This window comes from Rhizobium sp. 10N427 (assembly GCF_056394605.1).
Genome location: NZ_JBFTID010000013.1, coordinates 83,108 through 106,128, shown reverse-complemented (window position 1 = coordinate 106,128; position 23,021 = coordinate 83,108). Strand labels below are relative to the sequence as shown.

Annotated in this window: 18 protein-coding genes; 11 read left to right on the top strand and 7 right to left on the bottom strand. The window is 62.1% G+C overall.

The features are described 5' to 3' along the window. Window positions 1-125: 125 nt before the first annotated feature. Entirely contained in the window at window positions 126-1,670 is a 1,545-nt protein-coding gene (locus AC1DIJ_RS23375) for a cation:proton antiporter domain-containing protein (RefSeq protein WP_112390363.1), read from the bottom strand. A gap of 226 nt (window positions 1,671-1,896) precedes the next feature. On the opposite strand from AC1DIJ_RS23375, the gene AC1DIJ_RS23370 reads away from it, so the two are divergent. From AC1DIJ_RS23370 to AC1DIJ_RS23360, 3 genes are read left to right on the top strand one after another with little or no spacing between them, the layout of a single operon-like run. Beyond that, window positions 1,897-2,361, top strand: a complete 465-nt coding sequence (locus AC1DIJ_RS23370) for a MarR family winged helix-turn-helix transcriptional regulator (protein WP_112390364.1) — start codon at window positions 1,897-1,899, stop codon at window positions 2,359-2,361. Further along, a complete protein-coding gene (locus tag AC1DIJ_RS23365) occupies window positions 2,354-3,571 on the top strand; it encodes an HlyD family secretion protein (protein WP_112390365.1) in 1,218 nt (405 codons plus the stop codon). Before AC1DIJ_RS23370 ends, AC1DIJ_RS23365 begins: the two co-directional genes overlap by 8 nt. A gap of 12 nt (window positions 3,572-3,583) precedes the next feature. Then, entirely contained in the window at window positions 3,584-5,128 is a 1,545-nt protein-coding gene (locus AC1DIJ_RS23360) for a DHA2 family efflux MFS transporter permease subunit (RefSeq protein WP_112390366.1), read from the top strand. A gap of 16 nt (window positions 5,129-5,144) precedes the next feature. Here the strand turns inward: AC1DIJ_RS23360 and AC1DIJ_RS23355 are convergent, their stop codons facing one another. Then, window positions 5,145-5,732, bottom strand: coding sequence for a DNA-3-methyladenine glycosylase (locus AC1DIJ_RS23355; RefSeq protein ID WP_112390367.1), 588 nt, complete (start codon window positions 5,730-5,732; stop codon window positions 5,145-5,147). Further along, the gene (locus AC1DIJ_RS23350) at window positions 5,729-6,646 is read right to left on the bottom strand and encodes a LysR family transcriptional regulator (RefSeq protein WP_112390368.1); all 918 of its coding nucleotides are present in this window, start codon (window positions 6,644-6,646) and stop codon (window positions 5,729-5,731) included. Before AC1DIJ_RS23350 ends, AC1DIJ_RS23355 begins: the two co-directional genes overlap by 4 nt. Window positions 6,647-6,764: 118 nt before the next feature. Between AC1DIJ_RS23350 and AC1DIJ_RS23345 the strand changes: the two genes are divergently transcribed. Both AC1DIJ_RS23345 and AC1DIJ_RS23340 read left to right on the top strand, forming a co-directional pair. Then, window positions 6,765-7,505 (top strand): SDR family oxidoreductase, encoded by a 741-nt coding sequence (locus AC1DIJ_RS23345; protein ID WP_112390369.1) that lies wholly within the window; start codon window positions 6,765-6,767, stop codon window positions 7,503-7,505. A 63-nt stretch (window positions 7,506-7,568) separates the two neighbouring features. Continuing rightward, the gene (locus AC1DIJ_RS23340) at window positions 7,569-8,471 is read left to right on the top strand and encodes an SDR family oxidoreductase (protein WP_112390370.1); all 903 of its coding nucleotides are present in this window, start codon (window positions 7,569-7,571) and stop codon (window positions 8,469-8,471) included. A 234-nt stretch (window positions 8,472-8,705) separates the two neighbouring features. Here AC1DIJ_RS23340 and AC1DIJ_RS23335 read toward each other — a convergent pair whose 3' ends face one another. Beyond that, window positions 8,706-9,617: a LysR family transcriptional regulator gene (locus AC1DIJ_RS23335; RefSeq protein ID WP_112390371.1), complete on the bottom strand. Its 912-nt coding sequence runs from the start codon at window positions 9,615-9,617 to the stop codon at window positions 8,706-8,708. A gap of 165 nt (window positions 9,618-9,782) precedes the next feature. Between AC1DIJ_RS23335 and AC1DIJ_RS23330 the strand changes: the two genes are divergently transcribed. From AC1DIJ_RS23330 to AC1DIJ_RS23305, 6 genes are all read left to right on the top strand, one after another. Then, window positions 9,783-10,595, top strand: a complete 813-nt coding sequence (locus AC1DIJ_RS23330; protein ID WP_112390372.1) for an alpha/beta hydrolase fold domain-containing protein — start codon at window positions 9,783-9,785, stop codon at window positions 10,593-10,595. Window positions 10,596-10,643: 48 nt separating this feature from the next. Further along, window positions 10,644-11,831 carry an efflux RND transporter periplasmic adaptor subunit gene (locus AC1DIJ_RS23325; protein WP_112390373.1) on the top strand — a complete coding sequence of 396 codons (1,188 nt, stop codon included), beginning with the start codon at window positions 10,644-10,646 and terminating at the stop codon, window positions 11,829-11,831. Window positions 11,832-11,951: 120 nt separating this feature from the next. Beyond that, window positions 11,952-15,149: an efflux RND transporter permease subunit gene (locus tag AC1DIJ_RS23320; protein ID WP_112390374.1), complete on the top strand. Its 3,198-nt coding sequence runs from the start codon at window positions 11,952-11,954 to the stop codon at window positions 15,147-15,149. A gap of 143 nt (window positions 15,150-15,292) precedes the next feature. After that, the gene (gene denD / locus AC1DIJ_RS23315; RefSeq protein WP_112390375.1) at window positions 15,293-16,279 is read left to right on the top strand and encodes a D-erythronate dehydrogenase; all 987 of its coding nucleotides are present in this window, start codon (window positions 15,293-15,295) and stop codon (window positions 16,277-16,279) included. Beyond that, window positions 16,276-17,163 carry an NAD(P)-dependent oxidoreductase gene (locus AC1DIJ_RS23310; protein ID WP_112390376.1) on the top strand — a complete coding sequence of 296 codons (888 nt, stop codon included), beginning with the start codon at window positions 16,276-16,278 and terminating at the stop codon, window positions 17,161-17,163. The genes denD and AC1DIJ_RS23310 overlap by 4 nt, the downstream gene beginning before the upstream one ends. A gap of 178 nt (window positions 17,164-17,341) precedes the next feature. Continuing rightward, window positions 17,342-19,129, top strand: coding sequence for a GGDEF domain-containing phosphodiesterase (locus AC1DIJ_RS23305; RefSeq protein WP_112390377.1), 1,788 nt, complete (start codon window positions 17,342-17,344; stop codon window positions 19,127-19,129). Here AC1DIJ_RS23305 and AC1DIJ_RS23300 read toward each other — a convergent pair whose 3' ends face one another. The 3 genes from AC1DIJ_RS23300 to AC1DIJ_RS23290 form a co-directional block, all read right to left on the bottom strand. Next, a complete protein-coding gene (locus tag AC1DIJ_RS23300) occupies window positions 19,130-20,152 on the bottom strand; it encodes an NAD-dependent epimerase (RefSeq protein WP_112390378.1) in 1,023 nt (340 codons plus the stop codon). It lies immediately after the preceding gene. A gap of 4 nt (window positions 20,153-20,156) precedes the next feature. Next, entirely contained in the window at window positions 20,157-21,473 is a 1,317-nt protein-coding gene (locus AC1DIJ_RS23295; RefSeq protein WP_112390379.1) for a UDP-glucose dehydrogenase family protein, read from the bottom strand. A 97-nt stretch (window positions 21,474-21,570) separates the two neighbouring features. After that, window positions 21,571-22,998 carry a mannose-1-phosphate guanylyltransferase/mannose-6-phosphate isomerase gene (locus AC1DIJ_RS23290; protein WP_112390380.1) on the bottom strand — a complete coding sequence of 476 codons (1,428 nt, stop codon included), beginning with the start codon at window positions 22,996-22,998 and terminating at the stop codon, window positions 21,571-21,573. Window positions 22,999-23,021 lie beyond the last annotated feature (23 nt).

The following is a 23,021-nucleotide window of genomic DNA, read 5'->3' as shown; positions in this document are numbered from 1 at the left end:
AGGGCGCATTGCCAATCGTCCGGGCTGCGTGGTTTTGCCGCGCTAACCGTATGAAACGGCACTATAAGCGTCACTTCGCGGAAATAGCAAACGACAATAGGTTGCAGTGCTCAGTCATGTGGTCACTACCCTTCGACGATCTGTTCCTGCCCGGGAGATGATGCCGCAAGCTCTGCCCAGTCGAGCTCCTGCTCGAGAATATGGAAGATGTCGTCATCGATTTCGTCGGTTCGCCGCATCTCTGCGAGCTTCTGGCGTTTCGCGGTGATGATACTGCGGCGCAGTTCGTCCATTTCGCTGACTTCGCGCGGATGTTCACCCTTGCGGACGATTTCGCGTTCGGAGGTATAGACATGCCGCAGGATCGCTGCCGCCTTGCTTTCCTTGCCCTCGAGCTCCGCGAGAGCGGATTCCAGCAGATCGGCGCGGGCATCCGACAATCCTTTTTCCCAGGAGGTGTCAGGCGCGAAGCGCAGGAAACGGATCAGCGGACCGAGCGTTAATCCCTGGATGATCAGGGTGCCGAGGACGACGCCAAGGGCGCTCAGCAGGATCACGTCCCGCTCTGGAAAGTCGAAGGGCAAGGCAAGTGCTGCGGCGAGCGTCACGAGGCCGCGCATGCCGCACCAGCCGGCAACGATGCTCATCGCCAGCGTCGGCGGCTCCTGCTTTGTCGTCCGCCTCATCCGCCGCCGCGTCATCACCACATTGTAGCCGAGCACCCAGAGCATGCGGACGCAGACGACGGTGATAAAGACGGCGAGAGCGACCGTCAGGGCGTAGGTGCGCCGGCCCGGCTCCATGTCGAGGAAGATCTGCCGCGCCTGCAGTCCCATCAGCAGGAAGGCGACGACATTGAGCAGGAAGACTGCCGCTTCCCATACGGAATAGGAATGGATGCGATGGCGGGCGCTTTGCCGCTCGGGCATGTAACGGGCGATCACCATGGCATAGACGACGATCGCCAGGATGGCGGAAAGATGCAGGTGCTCGGCGATGATCCAGGTGCCGAAGGTGGCGACGAATTCCAGCAGCGTGCCGCCGAGCGTGCCTGCCAGTCTGGTGCCGATGATCATGTAGAGCCGCCCGGCGGCATAGCCGACGATCATGCCACCCGGTATCGCCAGGGCCAGTTCGGGCAGCGTTCTGGCGAAGAAGGCCGGGCTGGTGGAAGCCGCGACCGCGGCGGTGAAGATCAGCAGCGAGACGGCGTCGTTGAGCAGGCTTTCGCCTTTCAGCACCACATAGGTCTGGCGGGGGAGATCGAAGCGGTCGAGCATGGCAGTTGCTGCAACCGCATCGGGTGGCGCGACGATGGCGCCGAGCGCGATCGCCGCCGCGATCGGCAGCCCTGCCATCCAAATGCCGACCGTGGCGACGGCCGCGGTCGTCAGGATGACGGCGATGGCCGCGAGCGAGATCAGCGGCAGCCAGTTCTGGCGCAGTGTCCGCGGCGGCAGGTCGTATGCGGCGTCGAAGAGGGCGGGCGCGATGAACAGTGCCAGCGCCAGCTGCGGATCGATGCCGATCTCCGGTGCCCAGGGGACGGACGCGACGGCGAGACCGGCGATCGCCAGCATCGTCGGGTAGGGGATCAGGAATTTCCGCGACACCTGGAGAAAGACGATGGCAACGAGCAGCAGCGTCAGCATGCTTTCGAAAAATGCCATGGGTCCCCCTATCCGCCTGCAGGGAATGATCTAGCGCGCTGCCGGCGCTTGGCCATGCCCGTGACGGGAGCGCGGGAGAGGCCGCGGCATCAATCTTCGCTTGACGATGCACTGCGGCATTTTAGCCGCAGCTGCTGAATCTAAGACGGCTGATCTTGTGCGTCAGCCATGCTCAATATATCTACCAACATTATAAGCACACTTATTAATAGCTGGCACAGATTTCATGAACTCCAACCCGACCCTCGGCTTCCTTCTCCACGACGTCGCCCGGCTGCTGCGCAAGCGGTTCGAGCAGCGCGCGAAGTGCCTTGGCCTGACGCGTTCGCAGTGGCAGACGCTTGCCTACCTGTCGAACAACGAAGGCATTCATCAGGGCGGGCTGGCTGAAATTCTTGAAATCGAGCCGATCACGCTGGTGCGCATTCTCGACAAACTCGCCGAACGCGGGCTGATCGAGCGGCGCCAGCACCCGACCGACCGGCGTATCTGGCTTCTCTACATGCGCGAAGCCGCGCATCCGATCCTCGCGGAAATGCGCGAGCTCGGCGATGTGACGCGGGCCGAAGCGCTTGCCGGCGTCACAGCGGAGCAGCGTGAAGCGCTGTTTGCAATCCTATCCGAAATGAAGACGAACCTTGTAGTGGCGTGCCGGACACCGGTCGCTGAAAAAGAGCAGAACCATGGTTAAGAAAATCCCCCTCCGCGTTGTGTCCGATGCCAACGCAAAGACTGCCGAAGAAATCGAAGCTCCCAAGACGCAAGAAACGGTAGCGGAAGCGCCTTCATCCAATTCAGCGCCCGCTACTGCTGTCGCTGCGCCTGGCGGCACCACGGTCCGCCGCCGGCGCAGCCTCACGCGCCCGATCCTGTTTGCATTGCTGCCCCTGGCCCTCATCGTCGGCGGCTATTATTATGTGAACGGCGGCCAGGTGATGTCGACCGACAACGCCTATATCCAGGCCGACATGGTGGGCATCACCACCGACGTCTCTGGTATCGTCGACAAGATCAACGTGCATGAGAACGAAACGGTGAAAGCCGGGCAGGTGCTCTTCAGCCTGCAGTCCGACGCCTTCAAGATCGCGCTCGACGGCGCCAAGGCCCAGCTCGGCGTGCAGCGTAACCAGATCGCCAACCTGAAGGCCAGCTATCAGCAGTCGCAGGCCGAGATCACCCAGGCCGAGGCCGATCTGCCCTATTATCAGGATCAGTTCGACCGCCAGCAGAACCTCGTCAACAACGGCAGCGCCACGCAGTCGGCCTATGACGAAGCCAAGCACAATCTTGAGGTCGCCCAGCAGAAGGTCTCGGTCGCCAAGGCGGAAGCCGCGACGACGCTCGCGCAGCTCGGCGGCAATGCCGATCAGCCGGTGGAGCAGAACCCGCTCTTCCTGCAGGCCAAGTCGAATGTCGACAACGCCCAGCGCGAACTCGACCACAGCGTCGTGAAGGCGCCGTTCGATGGCGTCGTGACCAATGTGAACGCGCTGCAGGTCGGCTCCTATCTGCAGGCGTCGGCGCAGGCATTCTCGCTGGTCGCGACCAACAATCTCTGGATCGCCGCCAGCCCGAAGGAAACCGAGCTCACCTATGTGAAGCCCGGTCAGGAAGCGACCGTCTATGTCGACACCTATCCGGGCGTTTCCTGGAAAGGGAAGGTCGAGAGCATCAGCCCGGCCTCGGGCTCCAGCTTCTCGCTGCTGCCGGCCCAGAACACCACGGGTAACTGGGTGAAGGTCGTGCAGCGTATTCCGATGCGCGTCAGCATCGAGGATGCTGCAGGCAAGCCGCCGCTCCGCGTCGGTATGAGCACGGTTGTCGATGTCGAAACCGGCCATGCCCGCGGGCTGCCTGATTTCGTCAACAAGCTTCTTGGGCGGCCTGTGAGCCACCAGTAAAGAGTTATTGCCATGAGCAACGCTCCCGCATCCCCGGCAACCCCGGTTGCCAACCGCGGCGCGATCACGGCCTGCGTCATCCTGGCCGTCATCATGCAGGCGCTGGATACGACGATCGCCAACGTTGCGCTGCCCTATATCCAGGGCAGCGTCTCGGCCTCCGCCGACCAGATCAACTGGGTTCTGACCTCCTATATCGTCGCCGCCGCGATCATGACGCCGCCGTCAGGTTTTCTTGCCGCTAAGTTCGGCCGCAAGAACGTGCTTTTGACGGCGATCGTCGGCTTCGTCGTCGCCTCCGTCCTTTGTGGTCTGGCGCAGTCGCTGAACCAGATCGTCGCCTTCCGTCTGCTGCAGGGCCTGTTCGGCGCTTCGCTGGTGCCGCTGTCGCAGGGTATCCTGCTCGATATCTACACGGCTGAGGAGCGCGGTTCGGCAATGGCACTGTTCGGCGTATCGGTCATGGTCGGCCCGGTTCTCGGGCCTGTCATCGGCGGCTGGCTGACCGACAATATCAGCTGGCGCTGGGTGTTCTATATCAACGTGCCGATCGGTGCCCTGGCCTTTGCCGGGATCGTCATCTTCGTGACTGAAACCAAGAGGGATGCGCTGGCGAAGCTCGACTGGTTCGGCTTCGGGATGATGAGCCTGTTCATCGCCGCGTTGCAGCTTTTCCTCGACCGCGGCGAGCAGCTCGACTGGTTCTCGTCGGGCGAGATCATGATCGAGGCGATCGTCTGCGCCGCAGCCTTCTATCTGCTCGTCGTGCATACGCTGACGGCGGAGAAATCCTTCGTCAATCCGCGGCTGTTCCTCGATCAGAACTTCTCCGTCAGCATGATCTTCATCTTCGTGGTCGGGATCACCTATCTGGCCTCGCTGGCGCTGATGACGCCCTATCTGCAGACGCTGATGGGTTACCCTGTTATCACCGCCGGTATCGTCATGGGCCCCCGCGGTCTTGGGACGATGCTCTGCATGTTCATCGTCGGGCGGCTGATCGGCAAGGTGGATTCCCGCTGGCTGCTGGCGCTCGGCCTCGCGCTGACCGCCTGGGCGATGTACGACATGACCGGCTGGACGCCTGATGTCTCGCAATGGACGATCGTTTCCACCGGCTTCATCCAGGGTGCCGGCCTCGGCTTCCTGTTCGTGCCGCTGACGACGATGGCGTTTTCGACCTTACCGGCGCAGATGCGCGGCGATGGTACGGGCCTTTACAATCTCTCGCGTAACATCGGTTCGTCCGTCGGTATCTCGATCGTGTCGGCGCTGATCGTCGAGAATACGCAGAGCAACCATGAATCGATCGCCGCCTATGTGACGCCGTTCAACCATGCCTTCAACGCGGCGGCGGCTCAGGGCCTGAGCCCGCTGACGGCCGCCGGGCGGGCGTCGCTGAACGAGGTCATCACGCTGCAATCGACGATCATTGCCTATATGGACGATTTCAAGCTGCTGATGCTGATGTCGCTCGCCGTCATGCCGCTGGTCTTCCTGCTGCGCAAGCCGAAGGCGGCCGCGCCGCCGATGGATCATGCAGCCGTGATGGAATAGGTCCTGCGCGCCGCAATTACCGGAACGGCTTACTGAGATAACGCGATCCCTGAATGCCGAAGCGCCATGGTGCTTCGGCATTTTTCGTGATGCCGATCCGCGTGCCCGAAACGATCGGAACCGGGGAGGAAGGGAAGAGCGCATAGGGCTCCCGGTCGAGCAGCCGGTCGTTGATGGCGATGCCGATATCCATGGCCTGGCAGAGCTTGCCCGGGCCGCTGCACAGGCTGGTCAGCTGATCCGTGCCGCGGCGCTCGGCCATTTCCACGATGCCGCTTTCCGGTTCGATGGCGCGAATGAGAACGGCCGAGCCCGGAGTGCAGACGAAGTTCAGGCACCAGTACATGCCGTAGATGCGGTAGATATAGACATTGCCCGGCGGGCCATACATCGCGCCGTTGCGCTTGGTCGGCCCGCGAAAACTGTGCGAGGCCTCGTCATCGGGAAAATATGCCTCCGTCTCGGTGATCCGCCCGCCCATGCCGTTGACTACAAGATGACAGCCGAGCAGATCCCGGGCGACGGCGATCGCATCGCGCTCGAAGAAATCGCGAAGCGTCACGCCTTCCAGAGGTGCTGCGCTGATCGGTCCCTGCGTGTTCAACTGATGTCCTCGCTATCGGCCGTCCGCCGGTGCTCTGCAAAGATCTTCACCAACCAGTCGATGAAGACGCGCACGCGCGGCGAAAGCTGGCGGTTGCGCGGATAGAGAAGCGAGACCGGCGTCTCCGTCAAGGGATAGTCCTTCAGGATCTGCACCAGTTCACCCGAGGCAAGGTAGCGCTCGGCGTGATAGCGCGGCACCTGGATGATGCCGAGGCCGCAGCGGGCGGCGGCATGTAGGCTTTCGGCGGCGTTCACCGAGATTGTCGCGGGTATGGTGATTTCGCGAACCTTGCCGTCAACGATGAATTCCAGCGGCATCAATGCGCCCGTTGCCGAAGAGCGGAAACCGACCATGCGGTGGCCGTCCAGCCTGTCCGGATGTTCAGGCATGCCGTGGCGGGCGAGATATTCGGGCGAGGCGAGCGTCATCTCTTCCAGCATGGCGACGCGCCTTGCGATCATGTCACTGTCCTGCGGGATGCCGACGCGCAGCACGCAATCGATGCCTTCGCGTACCAGATCGACCAGCCGGTCGCCCTCGCTCATGTAGAATTCGATATCCGGATAGGTTTCGAGAAATGAAGGCAGGCTCGGCAGCACGAAATGCCGGGCCAGCGTGCCGTGCACATCGACGCGCAGCATGCCCTTCGGCTTGGCCCCGGCAAAGGCGCCTTCGGCATCCTCGATATCGGCAAGGATCGACAGACAGCGCTGGTAATAGGCCTCGCCATCGAGCGTCGGGCTGACATGGCGGGTGGTGCGCTGCAGGAGCTGGACGCCGAGCCTCGCTTCCAGCTGCTTGACCGCATCCGTCACCGTCGAGCGCGGCAGGCCGGTATCCTCGGCGGCGGCAGTGAAGCTGCGGCGCTCAACGACGCGGGAATAGACCCGCATGGCATCGAATCTGTCCATTTTGTTCGGCTAATCCGGATAGTGATGCCGAACAATGCCTGATTATCCGAAAGAAGGAAAGGGTCATCTTCTTCTCATCGAAACGCGCTGAAGCGCAGATCACTGAAGGAGAAAGAAGATGGCTACTCAGGACAACAAGGTCGCTCTCGTTACCGGCGCCTCGCGCGGCATCGGCGCGGCAATCGCCGAACGCCTCGCCAAGGACGGCTTCACCGTCGTCATCAACTATTCGGGCAATGCGGCGCTCGCAGAAGAGCTCGCCGCCAAGATCGAGACTTCAGGCGGCAAGGCGCTGACGGCGAAGGCCGATGTCAGCGATGCTGCGGCCGTGCGCCGGATGTTCGATGCAGCGGAAGCTGCCTTCGGCGGCGTCGATGTGCTCGTCAACAATGCCGGCATCATGATGCTCTCGACGCTGGCTGATGCCGATGACGAGAACTTCGACAGGCAGATCGCCGTCAACCTCAAGGGCACGTTCAATACGCTGCGCGAAGCCGCGAAGCGCCTGCGCAATGGCGGCCGGATCGTCAACTTCTCGACCAGCGTCGTCGGCCTGAAGCTCGAGAGCTACGCCGTCTATGCCGGCACCAAGGCTGCGGTGGAAACGATGACCGGCATCATGGCGAAGGAAATGCGCGGCCGCGGCATCACCGTCAACGCCGTCGCACCGGGGCCGACCGCCACCGACCTGTTCCTCAACGGCAAGTCGGACGAGCTCGTCGCCCGCATGGCGAAGATGAACCCGCTGGAACGGCTCGGTACGCCCGAGGATATCGCTGCAGCCGTGTCGTTCCTCGCCGGTCCAGATGGAGCCTGGATCAACGGGCAGGTGCTGCGCGCCAATGGCGGCCTGATCTGAATTCAAGGGAGGCGGCATGCCCGTCTCCTTCTCTCCCAAATCCAAAGCAAAAGGAGCAGGACAATGAGCAAGCAAATTATCGTCGTCACAGGTGCATCGAGCGGCTTCGGCGCGATGAGCGCCCGCGCGCTCGCCATGGCCGGACACACCGTCTATGCGGGCATCCGCGCCACCACCAGCCGCAACTCCAAGGCCGTTGCCGATGCGGCGGCTTTCGCCAGGGACAATAATGCAGACCTGCGTACCATCGAGCTCGACGTTACCGACGATGCATCGATCGAGCAGGCGGTCGCAAAGATCGTTGCCGGCAACGGTCGGCTCGATGTGATCGTCCACAATGCCGGACACATGTCCTTCGGCCCGGCCGAAGCCTTCATGCCGGAGCAATATGCCGAGCTGTTCGACATCAATGTTCTCTCGACGCAGCGGCTGAATCGTGCGGCGCTGCCGCAGCTTCGCAAGCAGGGCAGGGGTCTGATCGTTTGGGTTTCCTCGTCGAGCACCCGCGGCGGCACGCCGCCGTTCCTGGCGCCCTATTTCGCCGCCAAGGCCGCGATGGACTCATTGGCGGTTTCCTATGCCAGCGAGCTCACCCGCTGGGGCATCGAGACCTCGATCATCGTGCCCGGCGCCTTCACCAAGGGCACTAACCACTTCGCCCATTCCGGCTCGCCGGCGGATACGGCACGGGCAGCGGAATATCTCGAGGGTCCCTACAAGGGCGTTTCCGCCAAGGCGCTGCAGGGGCTGGCATCGCTGGAACCTGCCGATGCCGATCCCGAAGAGGTGGCCCGTGCGATCGTCGATGTCGTCGGCAAGCCGTTCGGCGAGCGCCCGTTCCGCGTCCATATCGATCCGTCGCAGGATGGGGCCGAGATCGTCAACGGTGTTGCCGATCGGGTCAGGGCGGAACTCTTCTATCGCGTCGGTCTCGAAGACCTGCTGAAGCCTTCCGTGATCGGCTGATCGGCGCTTGATTGTTGCAATTTTGCGAACACTGCTATGCGAATCAAACGCCTTACAAACTCCGCAATAGGGCATATATCTATTGGGCAAGGGGCGACGGAAAGTCTCCGTTCCGAAGCCCGCCTCCCGGGTCCGCCGAGCCATTTCCCCTGGTGACGCGGTGGACCACCAAATTCAAAGTCGATGATTGACGGCCCGTCGAAGGTATCCCTCCCTTCCGGGCCGTTTTCATTTTCAGGGGTCGTTCAGCTTGGCATCGGCCAGCAGCTTGACCATCCAGTCGACGAAGACGCGGACCTTGTTGCTCAGGTGACGGTTCGGCGGATAGACGATGTAAAGCGGGATCGGCTCGCGCGACCATTGCGGCAAAACCTCAATCAGCTCACCTTTCTTGATCGCGTCGCGGGCCATGAAACGCAGCGTCTGCCCGATTCCCAATCCCGTCGTGAGCGCGCTTATGAAGGTTCTGCCGTCGTTGACGGCCAGCATATAGCGTGGCGTGATCTCGAGGTGTTCGTCGTCGCGGTCAAATTCGAAGGGCAGCGCGCGGCCCGTCTGGGCGCGAAAATAGTTGATCGTATAGTGGTCGTTTTCGAGGTCCTGCGGCCGTTCCGGCTCGCCGAATTTCTGGATGTAGAGCGGGGCGGCGCAGGTGACGATTTCGAGTTCGGATACACGCCTGGCGATCAACGACTGATCAGCAGGGGTGCCGGCGCGCAGCGCGCAATCGACATTCTCTGCAAGGTAATCGACGGTACGGTCGCCGACACCCAGATCAATGCGGATATCGGGGTATTTCTGATAGAAATCGCAGAGTGCCGGGACCACGATGGAATCGGCGAAAGCGCCTGCCATTTCAACGCGCAAGCGGCCGGTCGGCAAGCTTTGCGAATTGGAAAGGCTGCCGTCAAGTTCTTCCAGTTCCGAGACGATCTGCGAGGCGCGTTCATAGTAGAGCGCGCCATCGGTCGTGACCATGACGCGTCTCGTCGTACGGTTGAGAAGCTTGGTGCGCAGATGGGCCTCGAGGCCCTGGATCAAATTGGTCACGGTTGCCTTTGGCATCGACAGAGTGTCGGCGGCCCGTGTAAAGTTACCCGTCTCCACTACGCGGATGAAGGCGCGCATTGCCGAGAGCTGGTCCATGATGGGATCTCCACAGTTTGCACTGCGATATTATTCGAAATACGGAACAGTGTAATCAGAATGGCGGTTCTTATTCCGTGGCCTGAATAACAATATGTTTTTTACAAGTTTGGCAAGCCGTGGCGTTTCGTCATGTGTTATGCGGCTAACAGGATTACAAGACCGATGACGGTGCAGGTGAAAGACATGGTGTTCGAGAAGGTGGCCATCGGCCCCGTCTCTACGCGCGTCTATCAGGGCGCCGAATACGGTAAGGGTTCGCCGATCGTCTTGTTCTTTCACGGCGGTGCTTTTCAGGGCTCTGGTCTTCAGGACAGTGCCGTAGCCGAAAGCATTGCCAGCGCCGGTGCCATCGTCGTCGTCGCCGATTACAATGCGCCGCTCGGCGGTGTCTTTCCGAAGCCGCTCGAAGTTGGCTATTCGCTCTTCTCCTACATGGCCAACAAGCGGGCGTCCGGTCTTGGCGACCGCAACTCGCTGCTGCTGGTGGCCGGTGAGGAAGCGGGCGGCAACATCGCTGCCGGTGTGGCGTTGAAGGCGCGTGACCATTACGCCAATGCGCTGAATGGCCAGATCCTGATTTCGCCGCTGCTCGATCCTTTCATGGGAACGTCGTCGATCCGAAAGGCCGATGTCGCAGGCATGCGGCAGCGCTGGACCGAAGGCTGGAGCCATTATCTCAGCGGCGGCGGCTGCCATCCCTATGCGGCACCAAGCCTCTGCTCGCGCATTTCGGGTGTCGCGCCGGCACTGGTCATGACAGCAGAAGACGATCCCCTTCGCGACGAGACGCTTGGCTATGCCGCGCGTCTCAAGAAGGCGGAAGTTTCGGTTCGCCAGCATGTTCTCCCCGCCGGGAAGGGCTGGCCGTCAATCTACGGCGGGAAAACGGAAGGAGTGTCCGACTGGCAGGCGACTATCAGCCGTGAGTTCGGAAGTTTCATCCGCGAGTTAAGCGTCCAACCCCAATTGCATTGAAGTCTTGTTGTGAATGAGCGGCCGTTGAGGCCGCAAGGAGAGATACCGATGACGTCCAGAAAGAAGCGCTGGGCCCTCGTGGGCGCCGGCTTGGGCCTTGCTGCGTCTGTTTCAGCCGCTGCCATCTTTTTCGAACTGCCGATGAGCACGGTCGCGACCGCCGCTTCGGAACCCGCACAGGCTCCCGCTGTGCCGGTTACCGTCGCCCTGGTCCAGAACCGTGACGTCACCGCCTGGGAGAATTTCTCGGGCCGTCTCGAAGCGGTCGATCGCGTTCAGGTCCGTCCCCGCGTTGCGGGTGCGATCCAGTCCGTGCATTTCCGTGAAGGCGCGCTGGTGAAGACCGGCGATCTGCTCTTCACCATCGATCCGGCACCGTATGAGGCAGCCGTGGCGCAGGCGCAGGGCCAGGTGGCTTCGGCCGATGCCAAGGTCAGCCTGGCGCAGACCGAGCTCGATCGCGGCCATCGGCTTTCCGATAACCGGACGATCTCGCAGAGCGATCTCGATCAGCGTCAAAGCACGCTGGCCGAAGCACAGGCGGGTCTCCGTTCGGCCCAGGCAGCCCTGCAGTCGGCCCAGCTCGACCTCGACTATACGCAGGTGCGGGCTCCGGTTTCCGGCCGTATCGGCAAGTTCGAAGTCACCGTCGGCAATCTCGTCGCCGCCGGTTCGGCATCGCCCGAGCTGACGACGCTGGTTTCCGTCGATCCGATCTATGCAAGCTTCAATGCCAGCGAAGAGATGGTCACCAAGGCCCTCTCCGAGCTTCCGGCAACGGATGGCGCCTTGCCTGCCGTCGAGCAGATCCCGGTCGAGGTCGGCACGCTTGCCGATGACGGCACGCCGATCAAGGGCAAGCTGCAGCTGGTCGACAACGTCGTCGATGCCGCAAGCGGCACGATCGCTGTTCGCGCCGTCTTCGACAATCCGGGCGGCAAGCTGATCCCCGGCCAGTTCGTGCGGGTCCGCATGGGCCAGCCGAAGGCCGAGAACAAGATCGTCATCAGTGACCGCGCCGTCGGCACCGACCAGGACAAGAAGTTCGTCTTCGTGGTCGATGGCGACAACAAGGTCGGCTACCGCCAGGTCAAGCTCGGCGCCATCTATGACGGCCAGCGCGTCGTAGAAGACGGCCTGAAGGCCGGCGAGAAGATCGTCGTCAACGGCCTGCAGCGCATCCGTCCGGGCGCCGTCGTCGCGCCGCAGATGGAAGAGAAGGTCGCGACCAACTGAGACCTGGCTTCTCCCCGCGGGGAGAAGCGGAATTCCTGATTATTCCTACCCCGCCGGCGGCCTCCCAAGCCGCCGGAATGGGACGTTGCATTCCACGTTCATCCCGGAGAGGGCTTTGATATGAACATCTCCAGATTCTTTATCGACCGGCCGGTCTTTGCCGGCGTGCTGTCGGTTCTGATCGTCGTCGCAGGTTTGATCGGCCTGCGCTCGCTGCCGATCTCGGAATATCCCGAGGTCGTGCCGCCGTCGATCGTCGTGCGCGCCACCTATCCTGGCGCCAACCCCTCGGTCATCGCCGAGACGGTGGCAACACCGCTCGAAGAGCAGATCAACGGCGTCGAAGGCATGCTTTACATGGCAAGCCAGGCGACGTCGGACGGCGTTCTCAACGTCACCGTCACCTTCAAGCTCGGTACCGATCCTGACAAGGCCCAGCAGCTGGTTCAGAACCGCGTGTCGCAGGCCGAGCCGCGTCTGCCGGCCGAAGTTCGCGCGCTTGGTCTGACGACCGTCAAGAGCTCGCCAAACTTCATCATGGTCGTCAATATCGTCTCGACCGGTGGTGATCACGACATCACCTATCTGCGTAACTACGCAACCCTGAACATCAAGGATCGCCTTGCCCGTATCGAGGGCGTCGGCCAGGTGCAGGTGTTCGGCGCCGGCGACTATTCGATGCGCGTCTGGATCGATCCGCAGAAAGCCGCCGAGCACAATCTCGCCGCCAGCGACATCAGCAACGCGATCAGCTCCCAGAACGTTCAGGCCGCTGCCGGTATCATCGGCGCGTCGCCGAGCCCGCAGGGTGTCGATCTTCAGCTGAACGTCAATGCCCAGGGCCGTCTGCGCACGCCTGAGGAATTCGGCAACATCATCGTCAAGACGGGGGCCAACGGCCAGATCACCCGCCTTCGCGATGTCGCCCGCATCGAGCTCGGAGCGGCCGACTATACGCTGCGCTCGCTGCTCGACGGCGAGCCCGCCGTTGCCGTCGCGGTTCTCCAGGCCCCCGGCTCGAACGCCATCCAGATCGCCGACAACGTCAATGCGACGATGCAGGAACTGCAGAAGGCGATGCCGACAGGCGTCAAATACGAGATCGTCTACGATACGACGAAGTTCGTTCGCGCCTCGATCGAGAAGGTCATCGACACGCTGCTCGAAGCCATCGCGCTCGTCGTGCTCGTCGTCATCATCTTCCTGCAGACATGGCGCGCCTCGATCATTCCGCTGATCGCCGTCCCCGTGTCGATCATCGGTACGTTCGCCGTCATGTATGCCTTCGGCTTCTCGATCAACGCGCTCAGCCTGTTCGGGCTGGTGCTGGCGATCGGTATTGTCGTCGACGACGCGATCGTCGTCGTCGAAAACGTCGAACGAAACATCGAGGCGGGTCTCAGCCCGCGGGCCGCCACCTACAAGGCGATGAAGGAAGTGTCCGGTCCGATCATTGCGATCGCTCTGGTGCTGGTCGCGGTCTTCGTGCCGCTCGCCTTCATCTCCGGTCTGTCGGGCCAGTTCTACCGCCAGTTCGCGCTGACGATCGCCATTTCGACCGTCATCTCGGCCTTCAACTCGCTGACGCTGTCTCCGGCACTCGCAGCTCTGCTCCTCAAGGGGCATGGCGCGAAGAAGGACTGGCTGACGCGGTTCATGGATGCGATCTTCGGCTGGTTCTTCCGCGGCTTCAACCGTGCCTTCGGCTCGGGTTCGAATGCCTATGGCAAGGGCGTCGGCGGTCTCTTGTCGCGCAAGAGCATCGTCATGGTCATCTACCTGGCGCTGGTGGGGGCAACCTACAGCCTGTTCACCGCGGTGCCGGGCGGCTTCGTGCCGTCGCAGGACAAGCAGTATCTGATCGGCTTTGCCCAGCTGCCGGATGCCGCCAGCCTCGACCGCACCGAAGACGTCATCAAGCGGATGACCGATATCGCGCTGAAGCAGCCGGGTGTCGCCAACGCGATCGCCTTCCCGGGCCTGTCGATCAACGGCTTCACCAACTCCTCCAACGCCGGCATCGTCTTCGTGACGCTGAAGGATTTCGACGAGCGCAAGACGCCTGATCTTTCGGGCGGGGCTATTGCCATGGCGCTGAACCAGAAGTTCGGTGTCATCCAGGACGCCTTCATCGCCATGTTCCCGCCGCCGCCGGTCAACGGTCTCGGCACGACGGGTGGCTTCAAGCTGCAGATCGAGGACCGTGCCGGTCTCGGCAACCAGGCTCTCGACGAGGCGACCAAGGCCGTGCTCGCCAAGGCCTACCAGACGCCGGAACTCGCAGGCATCTTCTCGAGCTTCCAGATCAACGTGCCGCAGCTCTATGCCGATCTCGACCGCGCCAAGGCCGAGCAGCTCGGGGTTTCCGTCACCGACGTCTTCCAGACGCTGCAGATCTATCTCGGCTCGCTCTACGTCAACGACTTCAACGCCTTCGGCCGCACCTACAGCGTCCGCGTGCAAGCCGATGCCAAGTTCCGTGCACAGCCGGAAGATATCGGTCAGTTGAAGGTTCGGTCGGCATCCGGCCAGATGATCCCGCTTTCGGCCTTGCTGAAGGTCGATGCCACGACCGGTCCGGAGCGCACGAACCGCTATAACGGCTTCCTCGCTGCCGATATCAATGGCGGCCCAGCACCGGGCTTCTCGTCCGGTCAGGCGCAGGCTGCGATCGAGAAGATCCTGAAGGAGACGCTGCCATCCGGCATCGACTTCGAATGGACGGATCTGACCTACCAGCAGATCCTTGCCGGCAACTCGAGTGTCGTCGTCTTCCCGCTGGCCCTGCTGCTCGTCTTCCTCGTGCTGGCCGCCCAGTATGAAAGCCTGACGCTGCCGCTGGCGATCATCATGATCGTGCCGATGGGTGTGCTTGCCGCCTTGACGGGTGTCTGGCTCACCGGTGGAGACAACAACATCTTCACGCAGATCGGCCTCGTGGTCCTTGTGGGTCTATCGGCGAAAAACGCGATCCTGATCGTGGAATTCGCCCGAGAACTGGAGTTCGAAGGACGCACGCCGGTGCAGGCGGCGGTCGAAGCGAGCCGCATGCGTCTTCGCCCGATCCTGATGACCTCCATGGCCTTCATCATGGGCGTCGTGCCGCTCGTTACCTCGACGGGTGCGGGTGCCGAAATGCGCGCCGCCATGGGTATCGCGGTGTTCTCCGGCATGATCGGCGTGACCTTCTTCGGCATCTTCATGACGCCGGTATTCTACGTGCTGCTGCGCAAGCTGGCTGGTAATCGCCCGCTGATCCAGCACAACGACAACCATCCGGTGGATGAAGAAGACCATATGAAGGTCGCAGCCGAGTAAGCGGCAACCCCAGAGTGAAACAGGAAGGCGGGACATTTAGTCCCGCCTTTTTCATTTGCATCGCCCGGTCAGCCGGTTAGTCTTTGATGAACGTACATCGGCCGGGTGGAGTTAGGCCGATTGAGCGCATAGCGGAGGAATGCATGCATATCGCGATTATCGGTGCGGCCGGCATGGTCGGCCGCAAGCTGACGGCGCGTCTCGTCAAGGACAAGGTCCTCGGCAGCGCGGAAATCTCGGCCCTTTCATTGATCGATGTCATCGAACCGGAAAAGCCGGCGGGGTTTGCCGGCACGGTGAATGCCTGGGCGTCCGACATTTCGGCGTCTGGTGAAGCGGCGAAGATCGTTGCCGGCCGGCCGGACCTGATCTTCCATCTGGCGGCGATCGTTTCGGGCGAAGCGGAGCTCGATTTCGAGAAGGGCTACCGTATCAATCTCGACGGCACGCGCGAGCTTCTCGAAGCGATCCGGTTCGCGCATGCCGAGGATGGCTACAAGCCGCGCGTGGTCTTTACCTCGTCGCTGGCGGTTTTCGGTTCACCCTTCCCGAAGGTCATTCCCGATGATTTCCACCAGACGCCGCTGACGAGCTACGGCGCGCAGAAGGCGATGAGCGAGCTGCTGCTGTCCGATTACAGCCGCCGCGGTTTCCTCGATGGCATCGGCATCCGCCTGCCGACCATCTGCATCCGTCCAGGCAAGCCCAACAAGGCGGCCTCGGGCTTCTTCTCCGGCATTTTGCGCGAACCGCTTGCCGGGCAGGAAGCCATCCTGCCGGTGCCGGATACCGTGCGGCACTGGCACGCGTCGCCACGCTCGGCCGTCGGCTTTCTGCTGCAGGCGTCGCGGATCGATCTCGCGCCGCTCGGCGCGGCGCGAAGCCTGACCATGCCCGGCGTCAGCGCCACTGTTGGAGAGCAGATCGAGGCGCTGCGCCGCGTGGCTGGGGACAAGGCGGTGAAGCTCATCCGCCGCCAGCCCGACGAACTGATCATGCGCATCGTCTCGGGCTGGCCGGAAGCTTTTGAAGCGAAGCGCTCGCGCGCGCTCGGTTTCAGCGCCGACAGCTCCTTCGATGAGATCATCCGCATTCATATAGACGACGAGCTTGGAGGCAAGATCGGATGAGCAGCACACGGAACATCGCCTTCCTCGGCACCGGCCTGATGGGCGGGCCGATGGCACGCCGGTTGCTGGGCGCGGGCTTTGCGCTCACGGCCTGGAACCGGGATGCCAGCAAGGCTGCGCCACTTTCGGCCGAAGGCGCGCGCATTGCAGGTAACGCAGGTGAAGCGGCAAGGGGCGCGAGTATCGTCTTCACCATGTTGTCGGATGGTAATGCCGTTGAGGACGTCCTCTTCAACCAGGGTGTTGCGGCAGCGCTTGCCGCAGGTGCGGTTGTTATTGACTGCAGCTCCATCGCGCCCAAGGCGGCGCGGGATCATGCGCAGCGCCTTGCCGAACGTGGCATCCGGCATATCGACGCGCCGGTTTCCGGCGGTGTCGTCGGTGCAGCAGCCGGAACGCTGGCGATCATGGCGGGCGGGGATGGGGCTGTCGTCGCCGAACTGGCGGATGTCTTTTCGCCTCTCGGCCGCGTCACCCATGTAGGCCCCACCGGAACCGGGCAGCTTGCCAAGCTCGGCAACCAGCAGATCGTCGCTGTGACCATCGGTGCCGTTGCCGAAGCGATGATGCTGGTGGAAGCGGGTGGCGGTTCACGCGAGGCGTTTCGCAATGCGATCCGCGGCGGTTTCGCCGAGAGCCGTATCCTCGATCTGCATGGCCAGCGCATGGTCGATCATAATTTCGGCACCGGCGGCCCTTCGAAGCTGCAGCTCAAGGATCTGAACAATATCCTAGCTGTGGCAGAGAGCCTGTCGCTGGCATTGCCGCTGACAGAAACCGTGCGCGCCGAGTTCGCCGAATTCGTCGCGGGCGGCGGCGGCGACGTCGACCACAGCGGCATTCTCCAGCATTTCGAGGACAAGCATTCGCGCGCCAAGCGGTGATACAGGGTGCTTCATTCTCAAGTGAAAATACGATCCCGGCACAACCCATGAGCGTTTTGTGACTGTTGTAAGGAACAGTTCACCTAGTAACTAGTTCGATAATACGGAGAAGCCTTCGTTAATCCGGCTTTGAGAAGGTGGTAATATCGGCAAAGGCCGCTGCTAGGTTGAGACTGCATTGCCCCATAACAAACCGACCCGGTCAGAACGTGAATTCCAGGATTTGCTGAGACGCCTCGAGCTTGCCCTTGATGCGTCGCAGATCGGTGTGTGGGAACATGATGTCCGCAAGAGCGGGATCGTCTGGGATGCGCAGATGCACCGTCTATACCAGACCGGTGAAACTAGCCGGCTGGTGCCGACAGCGATCTGGGAAAACGCCATCCACCCTGATGACCGGGACCGTGCCTTCGCAGAGTTCGACGATGCGATCGCGCGGCGTGGCGCCTATAATTCCGAATTTCGCATCATCTGGCCGAACGGCGAGATCCGTCACATGCGCTCACGGGCGCATTTCTTCGTCAGCGAGGATGGCGCACCGTCGTTCATCGGCGCCGAATGGGATGTGACCGCTGATGTCGAGCTTGCCGCCGAACTGCAGCGCCAGCGCCTCGTTGCGGAAGCGCGGGCGAGAGCGCTGGAGGAAAGCAATGCGCGGATCGAGCATGCCGCCGAGCACGATTATCTGACGGGTCTGCCGAACCGGCGGCTTCTCGACAAGCGGCTTGCCGAGCTGCATGGCAACAAGTCGGTATCGTCGCTCGCGGTTCTGCATCTCGATCTCGACCAGTTCAAGCAGATCAACGACAGCCATGGCCATTCGGCCGGCGATACCGTTCTGCGTGCTGCTGCCCTGCGGATCACCGCAGGCATTCCCGCTGACGGCATGGTGGCCCGTGTCGGCGGCGATGAGTTCGTCATCATTCTATGGAATTTCGCAGGCCGCGAGGAACTGGATCGCATTGCCAGCGACCTGCAGCGCCGGCTCGGCAAGAAGATCCGGTTCGGGCAGGAGCTCCTGCAATCCGGAACGTCGATTGGCGTTGCGTGGAACAACGGGCGCAACGCGCGCAATCTCCTGACCGAGTCCGATCTGGCGCTGTTCCAGGCCAAGAAGCTCGGCCGCAACCGCATCGAATTCTTCACCCGGCAGCTGCAGGACGACATTCAAAGCAAGCGGCGGCTGGCCGAGGAACTGAGGCTCGGATTGGAGCGCCGCGAGATCGTTCCCTATTACCAGATCCAGCTTGACGCGAAGACCCGGGAAATTGCCGGCCTGGAGGCGCTGGCCCGCTGGATCCATCCCGAAAAGGGCGTGCTGTCTCCTGCTGTTTTCCTCAAGGTGGCTGACGAAAACGGTCTTGCCGCAGAGATCGACGCGGCCATTCTCAGCAGGGTTCTGGAAGACCGGCTCGACTGGCAGGCGCAGGGTGCTGTAGTCCCCCGTGTCGCCGTCAATATTTCGGGCCCGCGGCTCTTCGATCCCGGGCTGCTTGCAAATCTGGAGGCCCTGAAAATCCCGCCGGGCGCCTTGTCCTTCGAACTGGTCGAAACCATCTTCCTCGACGATTCCGACGACCGTCTGGTCGCCAGCATCGAGCGCATCAAGCAGATGGGCATCGATATCGAGATCGACGATTTCGGCTCCGGCCATGCCTCGCTGATCGGGCTTGCCCGCCTGCGACCGAAGCGGCTGAAGATCGACCGGCAGCTGGTGACCGATATCGTCGGATCGAAAGAGCAACACCGCGTTGTCGGCTCGATCGTCGAGATCGCCAAGGCATTGAATGTCGAAGTGATTGCCGAGGGCGTCGAGACCGAGGGCCATGCCGAAGTGCTGACGGCGATCGGCTGCGACACGCTGCAGGGCTATGCGCTCGGCTATCCGGCGCCCGCGGCCGATATCGCCAGACTGATCGCGCCGCGTGCCCTGAACCACGCGACGCCAGGCGTCGGCGGACGATAACTAGGCAGGGATTTCCATGTCGGCTCGCGCTTCGAGATACCACTCGATGAATGCCTTCACGCCCTCATCCAGCGTCGTCTCCGGCTTGTAGCCGGTCAGTGCCAGAAGCAGGTCGGGGCTGGCGAAGGTGCGGGGCACATCACCCTTCTGCATCGGCAGCATGGTGCGCTTGGCGGACTGCCCGAGTGCGCGTTCGACGGTCTCGACAAAATCCATCAGGCTGACGGGCTGGCCGCCGCCGATATTGACGACGCGGAAGGGCGCCTGGTGCGAGAGCGTCTCGACCTTGTCACCGGCGACACGATTTTCCTCGGAGGGAATGACGGCCGAAAGGCGGACGATCGATTCCACCAGATCGTCGATATAGGTGAAATCGCGGCTCATCTTGCCTTCGCCGTAGATCTCGATCGGCTGATCTTCAAGCATGTTCTTGACGAATTTGAAGAGCGCCATATCCGGCCGGCCCCAAGGGCCGTAGACGGTGAAGAAGCGGAAGGCGGTGATGGGCAGCTTGTAGAGATGCGAATAGCTGTGCGCCATCAGCTCCATCGACTTCTTGGTCGCGGCATAGATGGTCAGCGGCTCGTCGGCGCGATCGGTCTCGCGGAAGGGGACGTCCGGGTTGGAGCCATAGATCGACGAGGTCGAGGCGAGCATCAGGTGCTTGACCTTATACCGTTCGGCAAATTCCAGAATGTTCCAGGAGCCATCGACGTTCGAACTAATGTAGGAACGCGGGTTCTCGATGCTGTAGCGAACGCCCGCCTGCGCGGCGAGATGGATCAGCACGTCGGGCTGTGCCTCAGCGATGGCCGCCTCCAGCTTCTCGCGGTCTTCGAGCATGGCAATAGCAGGCGTGAAGGACGGAAACTGCGCCAGCGCTGCGTGGCGCATATGCTTGAGCTTGACGTTGTAATAGGGCGTCAGGCCGTCAAAGCCGGTCACCCGGTGACCATCCTGCAACAGGCGCCGCGCCAGGTGGAATCCGATGAAACCGGCCGTGCCTGTTATGAAATAATGCATCCTCTTACTGCTTCTCGCTTTTCTTGCCGACGGCGAAGTAGCTGAAACCATGTCTACTGACTTCGGCGGCGGGATAGATGTTGCGCAGGTCGACGATCGTCGGCGTCTTGACCGTGGTCTTCAGGCGCTTGAAATCGAGGGCGCGGAACTCATCCCATTCGGTGACGATGACGATCGCGTCGGCACCCTCGGCGATCTCGTAGGGATCCTTGCCATAGGTGACGGCGCCCAGCAATTCCCTGGCGTCGTCCATGCCTTCTGGATCATAGGCGTGAACCTCAGCGCCGCCATCGAGCAGCGCCTGGATGATGGTGATAGACGGGGCGTCGCGCATGTCGTCGGTATTCGGCTTGAAGGTCAGGCCGAGGACGGCGATCTTCTTGCCGCGCACGCTGCCGTCGCAGGCGGCGATGACTTTGCGGCCCATGGCGCGCTTGCGGTTGTCGTTGATGGCCACCGTCGTCTCGATCAGCCGCATCGGGCTGTCATAGTCCTGGGCGGTCTTGACGAGGGCCAGCGTATCCTTCGGGAAGCATGAGCCGCCATAGCCGGGGCCTGCATGCAGGAACTTGTCGCCGATGCGCTTGTCCATGCCGATGCCTTTTGCGACCTTCTGTACGTCGGCGCCGATCTGCTCGCAGAGGTCGGCGATCTCGTTGATGAAGGTGATCTTCATCGCCAGGAAGGCGTTGGCGGCATATTTGATCAGCTCGGAGGTGCGGCGTTCGCAGAAATAGAGCGGCGCTTCGTTGAGATAGAGCGGGCGATAGACTTCGCGCATGACTTCCACGGCGCGCGGCTCTTCGGTGCCGATGACGATGCGGTCAGGGCGCTTGAAGTCGGTGATCGCTGCACCCTCGCGCAGGAATTCCGGATTGGAGACGACGGCGATGTCCTTGCCCGGGAATTCTTCGCGGAAGATGCGCTCGATCTCGTCGCCGGTGCCGACCGGCACGGTGGACTTGGTGACGATGACGGTGAAGCCAGTGACGGCAGCGGCGATCTCGCGGGCTGCGGCATAGACGTAGCTCAGATCGGCATGACCGTCGCCACGGCGCGATGGGGTGCCGACAGCGATGAAGACGACGTCGGCAGCAGCGACGGGCGCCGCCAGATCTTTGGAGAAGTCGAGGCGGCCGGCCGCCCGGTTATGCTCGATGATCGCGTCGAGGCCTGGCTCGAAGATCGGCACTTCGCCGCGCTCCAGGGCATCGATCTTGGCTTCGGACTTGTCCACGCAGGTGATGTGGTGGCCGAAATCCGCAAGGCAGGCGCCGGACACCAGGCCGACATAACCAGAACCGATCATAACAATACGCATGGGATGACTTCCATCATGAAAAACGATCGCGTCCGCCACTGGCAGAACGCGACCGTGTTACAGAGCGAAAGTCATAAGTTCAAGACAAGTGCTGTGGTCAGTTGCGGCCGAACTCGTCGACGAGGCGAATGATGTCGTCTTCGCCGAGATAGGAACCGGTCTGCACCTCGATGAGCTCCAGCATGATCTTGCCCGGGTTGGCGAGGCGGTGGACTTCGCCGAGCGGGATATAGACCGACTCGTTTTCACGCAGCATCTGCACATTCTCTCCAATCGTCACTTCCGCCGTGCCCTTGACGACGATCCAGTGCTCTGAGCGGTGATGGTGCTTCTGCAGAGACAGTTTCTTGCCCGGCGTGACGAAGATGCGCTTCACCTGGAAGCGGTCGCCATTGAAGATCGAGGTGTAACCACCCCACGGACGGTAGGAAGTCGGGTGCGTTTCGGTGAGCTTCACCGTCTTCGGCCGTGCGGCCAGCGTCTTGACGATATCGCCGACGCTCTGGCTGTCCTGCAGGCGGCCGACATAGACGGCGTCTTCGCTGGCGATGACAGCGATGTCGTCCATGCCCTGGACTGCGAGGTGGACGCCGTGACTCATGACCAGTGAGTTCCGGCTGTTCATCAACGTCGTGTTGGCGGTGGCCACATTGCCATGCTCGTCACGATTGCCTGACTTCCACACGCTGTCCCAGCTGCCGAGATCCGACCACTTGAAGGGCGAAGGGACGACGGCGGCATTGGCCGTTTTTTCCATGATCGCGTAGTCGATGGAGATATTCGGCGCCTTGGCGAAGGACTTGGCATCCAGACGAATGAAGTCGAGGTCGCGGACGGATTTGGAAACCGCTTCTTCGGCAGCCTGCGATGCCTCCGGCGCGTGTTCCCGCATTTCTGCCAGAAGCGCGGACACCTGGAACATGAACATGCCGGAGTTCCAGTAGAAGCCGCCCGCGGCCAGCATCTCCTCGGCCTTGGCAAGCGGCGGCTTTTCGATGAAGCGCTTGACGGTCAGTGCGCCGGTCGGAAGCGTCTCGCCGCCTTCGATATAGCCGTAGCCGGTTGCGGCCTCGGACGGTTCGATGCCGAAGGTGACGAGCTTGCCCTTGGCGGCGGTCGCTTCGGCGGCACGCACGCTATCGAAATAGCTCTGGTCGGCGACGATCTCGTAGTCGGAGCCGAGGACATGCATCAGCGCGTCCTTGCCGAAGAGATCGGCGATCAGCACGGCGGCGGCGGCAACGGCGGGCGCGGTGTTGCGGGCCGACGGCTCAAGCAGGATCGCCTTCAGTTCATGGCCGAGCTCGCGGGCCTGCTCGGCAACGAGGAAGCGGAACTCCTCATTGGTGAGGACAACAGGAGCCTCATAGAGGGCGGGATCGGAGACGCGGGCGAGCGTTTCCTGGAACAGCGTCCGGTCGCCGATAAACTGGATGAACTGCTTCGGCGCCGATGCGCGCGACAGCGGCCAGAGGCGCGTGCCCTTGCCGCCGGCCATGATCACGGGAACGATCTTCTGCGTCATTTCTATGTTTCCTCGCGGTCGTA

Bases quoted from the DNA above. Each gene is read 5' to 3' on its own strand.
- AC1DIJ_RS23375 (WP_112390363.1), bottom strand. From the start codon at position 1,670: ATGGCATTTTTCGAAAGCATGCTGACGCTGCTGCTCGTTGCCATCGTC.
- AC1DIJ_RS23370 (WP_112390364.1), top strand. From the start codon at position 1,897: ATGAACTCCAACCCGACCCTCGGCTTCCTTCTCCACGACGTCGCCCGG.
- AC1DIJ_RS23365 (WP_112390365.1), top strand. From the start codon at position 2,354: ATGGTTAAGAAAATCCCCCTCCGCGTTGTGTCCGATGCCAACGCAAAG.
- AC1DIJ_RS23360 (WP_112390366.1), top strand. From the start codon at position 3,584: ATGAGCAACGCTCCCGCATCCCCGGCAACCCCGGTTGCCAACCGCGGC.
- AC1DIJ_RS23350 (WP_112390368.1), bottom strand. From the start codon at position 6,646: ATGGACAGATTCGATGCCATGCGGGTCTATTCCCGCGTCGTTGAGCGC.
- AC1DIJ_RS23345 (WP_112390369.1), top strand. From the start codon at position 6,765: ATGGCTACTCAGGACAACAAGGTCGCTCTCGTTACCGGCGCCTCGCGC.
- AC1DIJ_RS23340 (WP_112390370.1), top strand. From the start codon at position 7,569: ATGAGCAAGCAAATTATCGTCGTCACAGGTGCATCGAGCGGCTTCGGC.
- AC1DIJ_RS23335 (WP_112390371.1), bottom strand. From the start codon at position 9,617: ATGGACCAGCTCTCGGCAATGCGCGCCTTCATCCGCGTAGTGGAGACG.
- AC1DIJ_RS23330 (WP_112390372.1), top strand. From the start codon at position 9,783: ATGACGGTGCAGGTGAAAGACATGGTGTTCGAGAAGGTGGCCATCGGC.
- AC1DIJ_RS23325 (WP_112390373.1), top strand. From the start codon at position 10,644: ATGACGTCCAGAAAGAAGCGCTGGGCCCTCGTGGGCGCCGGCTTGGGC.
- AC1DIJ_RS23320 (WP_112390374.1), top strand. From the start codon at position 11,952: ATGAACATCTCCAGATTCTTTATCGACCGGCCGGTCTTTGCCGGCGTG.
- denD (WP_112390375.1), top strand. From the start codon at position 15,293: ATGCATATCGCGATTATCGGTGCGGCCGGCATGGTCGGCCGCAAGCTG.
- AC1DIJ_RS23310 (WP_112390376.1), top strand. From the start codon at position 16,276: ATGAGCAGCACACGGAACATCGCCTTCCTCGGCACCGGCCTGATGGGC.
- AC1DIJ_RS23300 (WP_112390378.1), bottom strand. From the start codon at position 20,152: ATGCATTATTTCATAACAGGCACGGCCGGTTTCATCGGATTCCACCTG.
- AC1DIJ_RS23295 (WP_112390379.1), bottom strand. From the start codon at position 21,473: ATGCGTATTGTTATGATCGGTTCTGGTTATGTCGGCCTGGTGTCCGGC.
- AC1DIJ_RS23290 (WP_112390380.1), bottom strand. From the start codon at position 22,998: ATGACGCAGAAGATCGTTCCCGTGATCATGGCCGGCGGCAAGGGCACG.